The sequence below is a fragment of the Yersinia nurmii genome, assembly GCF_001112925.1.
GTDB classification, from domain to species: domain Bacteria; phylum Pseudomonadota; class Gammaproteobacteria; order Enterobacterales; family Enterobacteriaceae; genus Yersinia; species Yersinia nurmii.
Genome location: NZ_CPYD01000027.1, coordinates 1 through 5,348 on the forward strand (window position 1 = coordinate 1; position 5,348 = coordinate 5,348).

Genomic DNA, 5,348 nt, shown 5'->3' on the forward strand with positions numbered 1-5,348 from the left:
GCGCATAAGGATCTCCTCAGGTGACATCATCAGTATGTCGGAAGATCTCTAAAAGTGAATGGGCCGTTTAAGCGGGATACTTACAGCTAAGCGGCGATCCATCTTACAGACTGTTCTGTGCCAGAAGCGGACTCTTCAGTTTAAACATGGGTAGTAAGAGTCTTTGCCTTATTAATCCGGTATACATACCCGTATACAGCACCCATCAAGATCTAGTGCAAAGCAAACTTTTTTTTCATCTGTATGTTCTAATCCTAGGGGCAGGTCACCTGTTTTGGTGCATTTTCCCGCTGTTGCAGCTATGTCATCGCAGGCCGGTTTCCGTATCGGCCGCAATCCCTTACAATCATCTCAATATCTAACAGTCATAAGGCCATGACATGCAGACCGAATTAATCAGAGAACTGAACAAGGTTTTAAAATCGTTTCCGAAATTCTGGAACGGAGAATTATTGCATCGCACAATGGTGAGCGAAGCTATCAGTCAAAAGCAGCCAGAACTAATTAAGGCATTAGTGGCCAATCAAAAAATAAGATCTATTTATGGTACAGATATTGACGGAATTTTCATTTTTGATTTTGACAAACTTTCTAGCCTTCTAAAATACAAAGAATACTGGGCTAATAGCTTTACCAAATACCGAAATAAAGTAGGATTAACAAGTGGTGGTAAATATATTGACCATAGTTCTGATGTAGTGCTGGATTTTCCATTTAAGGATTGCGTATTAGAAGGAGGGATGACCAAGGAGGAACAAGGCAAAGATGAAGTTTACTATAATGAAATCATTGCCATGGATGAAATAGATAACTTATTCTCACAAAAAATACTAACTCATGCAAAGGCTTATTCGACTAACGGTGTTGCTGTGGATATAAACAGCATTAGTGAGGAAGATAATCTAATTATCAAAGGGAATAATTTAATTGCGCTACAATCTCTGAAGGAAAGATACAAAGGTAAAGTTAAACTTATCTGCATAGATCCGCCATATAACACCAGTAACGATAGCTTCAGATACAATGATAATTTTAGTCATTCTACTTGGTTATCGTTTATGAAAAATAGAATAGAGGCTGCAAAAGAACTTCTTACACCAGATGGTTCTATCTGGATCATTATTGATGAGATTGAAGCTCACTACCTAAAAGTTCTTTGTGATCAAATACTTGGTAGAGATAATTTTGTATGTGCATTATCTTGGAGAAGTGCTGATTCCTCCAATCAAGATGCGAAACGATTCTCTGTAGATCATAATGAAATCCTCATATATTCCAAAACCGCAGACTGGGTAAGCAATAGATTAGAAAGAACCGAAGATTCCAACGCGCATTACTCTAATCCAGATAATGATCCAAGAGGAGCTTGGTTCTCCGGTAATGTATCATCACCAAACCCACGAAAAAATCTTCAATACAAGATTGTAACACCATCTGGTAATGAAATATCTCCACCAAGAAATGGTTGGAGATGGTCAGAAGATCGTATGAAGGAAATGATTTCGAGAAAAGAAATTATTTTCTTAGATAACGAAAGTAGAATTCTTCGCAAAACATATCTGGCAGATCAGAAAGGATTAGCACCATCATCTATATGGGATAACTACGAAGATACGGGACATAATAGACAAGCAAAGTATGAGTTACGGAAGTTATTCCCTGACCTAGCCACAACTGAATTGTTTAAAACACCTAAACCAGAACGCCTAGTTAAACGAATTCTGGAGATAGCAACAAACAAGAATGACCTAGTGTTAGATTTTTTCCTTGGTTCCGCAACTACATCGGCTGTTGCTCTAAAAATGGAAAGGCGATTCATTGGCATTGAACAAATGGATTACATAAAAGATGTATCTGTAGCCAGACTTCAACGAGTTATTGAAGGTGAACAAGGTGGTATTTCAAAAGACGTCAACTGGCAGGGGGGCGGCAGCTTTGTCTATACCGAACTGATGGAACTGAACGCTTACTTTGTGCACGAAATCCAGAAAGCGCAGTCTAATGAAGAACTCGAAAAGCTCTTTACCGTAATGAAAACAGAGGCACATCTCAACTATCAGGTGGCACTTGAAAACGTGCTATCCGCTGAATATGAGGTGGATGGCATCTTTCGCAAGGTGGCATTCAGCGAGCTGGAACTGCACGAGCAGAAGCTGCTCTTGATTGAAATCCTCGATAAAAATCAGCTTTACGTGAATGCTTCTGATATGGATGACAGTGATCTGAACATATCAGAGAGCGACAAAGCCTTTACCCGCAGCTTCTACGGGATGGAATGACGGCATGGCAAAGAAACCGAAATTAGCCGGCAGCGAAAAGCTGCTGTTTAATAAACTCAAGCAGTTCGATGAACCGGGTCTGTTCCAGGATAACTATCAGATACCGGACTATGTTCAGGCGAACCTGAAGGATACCCTGCGCCCGTATCAGCACGGCGCACTCCGCTACCTGCATTACACGCAGCGTAAGCGGGAGGAGGCGCTGTTGCATTACCGGCACCTGCTGTTTCATATGGCAACCGGTGCAGGGAAAACGATGGTGATGGCGGGGACGATACTCTATCTATTAAAAGAGTTTGGGTATCAGAACTTCATCTTCTTCGTGCATACCGACGCGATTATTCAGAAAACCCGTGAGAACCTGCTTAATCCGCAGTCACCGAAGTATCTGTTCAGTCAGACGCTGGAAATCGACGGGGAAAAAATCACCCTATCACCCGTGGAGACGTTCCCGTCCGTACCTGAGCGCAACACCATTTACCTTAAGCTCTCAACCATCCATAAGATGCACGACGAGCTGAACAGCTATCGTGAGAACAGCATCACCTACGAGGATTTAAAAGAAATCCCGCTCGTGCTTCTCGGCGACGAGGCGCATCACTTCAACGCCGGCACCAAAGCAAAAGGTAAAGCGAAAAACTCACTGGAGAGCGAGGAGCTGACGTGGGAGCGCACGATTGAGAACATCCTCGACCTGCGACCTGATAACCGCCTGTTCGAGTTTACCGCCACCATTGATTTGGCGAATAAAGATATCGGGCAGAAATACCGTGACAAAGTGGTATATCAGTATGATCTGAAGCAGTTCATGTCAGACGGCTACTCGAAAAAGGTCATGCTGCTGGAAGCTAACCAGAACGATGGCGATAAGATGCTCGATGCCGTGCTGTTAAGCCAGTACCGCAAGCTGACGGCGGTGGATAACGGCATCACCGGATTCAAGCCAGTCATTCTGTTCAAGTCGAACAAGATTGCGATATCGAAGGCGAAGCAGGATGAATTTTCGCAACTGATTGCCGCGCTGACACCCGAGAGCGTCAGACGCCATCTGGCGAATAAGAAAATACAGCTCAGCTCTGACACCAGTATCTGGCATAAATTGATTCAGCGTTACGCTGAAAGCGATTTAGTTGCGATTATCGGGCAGATTCAGGAAGACTTTAACGACTTCAATCTGCTGAACGTGAATAAATCAGATCTGCTGGAAGAAAATCCCGTTCTTCTGAACACATTGGAGGAAGTCGATAATCCGGTGAGAGCCGTCTTTGCCGTGGCGAAGGTCAATGAAGGCTGGGACGTTCTCAACCTCTACGATATTGTTCGCATCAGCGAGCAGGCGAGCAGCAGCAAAACCGGCACGGACAGCGAGGCGCAGCTTATCGGGCGCGGCGCACGTTACTACCCGTTCGTTTATGACGGCAAGCGAAGCTTCACCCGCCGGTTTGATAACAGCGCGAAGGATTTAAGCGTACTGGAACAACTGCACTATCACACTATAAATGAGCCGGCGTACATCAAAACGCTGCACGCTTCCCTTGAGCAAGCGGACATCGACGTGCACCAGGACGGCGGCGGCACGATTGAGCACGCTAGACTGAAAGAGGACTTTAAAAAGTCCGCCGTGTATCAGACCGGTAAACTGTTCTTCAACGAAGTGGAAGAGATTAAGGGCAGCAGTCGCAACTGGGAAATGTACTCGCTGGAAACACGCTTTGAGATACCGTATCAGACCGCCGGTGAGGAGTCTCTGGACAACCTGACAGGGGCAACGGGCGGCGTCACAAAATCTGAGCCACTGGTACTGGACGAGCGTTTTTATCGTAAGGCGATGCAGAAAATCAGCTTCTACGCGCTGGATAACCTGCAACACTTTTTCCCCAAGCTGACCGGCATCCGTGAGTTTATTCGCAGTGAAGCCTATTTAGGGAAACTGAAAATCACCGTTACCGTGCCGCAGTCGCTGGATTTTTCCGTCGTGTCGGCAAAAGAAAAGCTGCACCTGCTGGAAACCGTCCTGTTGCGGATCTCAGAGAACGTGCGGCGCAATGACCAGAAGGTGAAGGGCACATACCGTTTTATCAGTCAGCCAGTTAAGGACGTTATCAGGGACTACAGCCTGTATATTGATCCATCGGTGATAATTAACCAGAAAATCACCGCCGCGCAGACCATCGGTAAAAAATGGTACGTGTACGATAATGCGATACTGAACCAGCTTGAGCATCGTCTGGTCAAAACGCTGGAAGCCTTTATGCCGAAGCTCAGAGCACGTTACGACGATATTTACGTGCTACGTAATGACGAGCAGTCGACACGCTTTAAGCTCACTGAGTTCGGCGGTGTGCGTGGCTTCATGCCGGATTTCATCATGATACTGACGCGCCATGCAGATAACGTTTACTGGCAGGTCTTCCTTGAGCCGAAGGGCGATGACCGGCTTCTGGATGACGCATGGAAAGAGCGGATGCTCGAAACCCTAAATGACAGGGAGCGCATTGTGATTGACGAAAATGATGACGTCAGACTGGTCGGTATTAAATTCTTTGCTAACAGTCAGATGGGCGCATTCGTCAGCGACATGCAGGACAGACTGAATAATGGTGAATCGCTCGAAACCGCTTCGCTTTCCCTGCCACTGTAAGTCACGACCACAACAGAATAACGGAGCCTTGTGCTCCGTTACCCGACTTGATGAGCGCCACGCTATGCTCTTCAGCCCACTGCGCCAGAGCTAGTGAGACCAGCTCCGGTACATTATCCATCCGCATCTTCAACGGATATCGGCAGCTCAATGCAGCCCCGGATGACAAAAGATATTGTCCTGTGTGTACTTCTAATGGCCGTGTGGCTGTAAGTATCCCGCTTAAACGGCCCATTCATTTTTAGAGATCTTCCGACATACTGATGATGTCACCTGAGGAGATCCTTATGCGCAAGATCCGATTTACCGAGCACCAGATCATCGCCGTACTGAAGTCCGTCGAAGCGGGTAGGACCGTCAAAGATGTGTGCCGCGAGGCTGCTATTTCCGAAGCCAGCTATTACAATTGGAAGGCGAAATATGGCGGG

3 protein-coding genes and 1 pseudogene are annotated in these 5,348 nt (G+C 46.0%); 3 read left to right on the forward strand and 1 reads right to left on the reverse strand.

Annotation, left to right across the window (positions count from 1 at the left end; genetic code table 11):
- The first annotated feature begins 380 nt into the window (after nt 1-380).
- Together AD970_RS18300 and AD970_RS18305 are read left to right on the forward strand one after the other, a co-directional pair.
- Entirely contained in the window at nt 381-2,279 is a 1,899-nt protein-coding gene (locus tag AD970_RS18300; RefSeq protein WP_049602428.1) for a site-specific DNA-methyltransferase, read from the forward strand.
- A gap of 4 nt (nt 2,280-2,283) precedes the next feature.
- The gene (locus AD970_RS18305) at nt 2,284-4,920 is read left to right on the forward strand and encodes a DEAD/DEAH box helicase family protein (RefSeq protein WP_049602430.1); all 2,637 of its coding nucleotides are present in this window, start codon (nt 2,284-2,286) and stop codon (nt 4,918-4,920) included.
- A 16-nt stretch (nt 4,921-4,936) separates the two neighbouring features.
- On the opposite strand, the pseudogene AD970_RS20640 reads toward AD970_RS18305, so the two are convergent.
- Nucleotides 4,937-5,059: pseudogene (locus tag AD970_RS20640) on the reverse strand (IS3 family transposase); the annotation flags it as partial.
- Between the two features lie 148 nt (nt 5,060-5,207).
- On the opposite strand from AD970_RS20640, the gene AD970_RS18310 reads away from it, so the two are divergent.
- The coding region (locus AD970_RS18310; protein WP_049602432.1) for a transposase at nt 5,208-5,348 on the forward strand (141 nt) is incomplete at its 3' end.

Bases quoted from the DNA above. Each gene is read 5' to 3' on its own strand.
- AD970_RS18305 (WP_049602430.1), top strand. From the start codon at position 2,284: ATGGCAAAGAAACCGAAATTAGCCGGCAGCGAAAAGCTGCTGTTTAAT.
- AD970_RS18300 (WP_049602428.1), top strand. From the start codon at position 381: ATGCAGACCGAATTAATCAGAGAACTGAACAAGGTTTTAAAATCGTTT.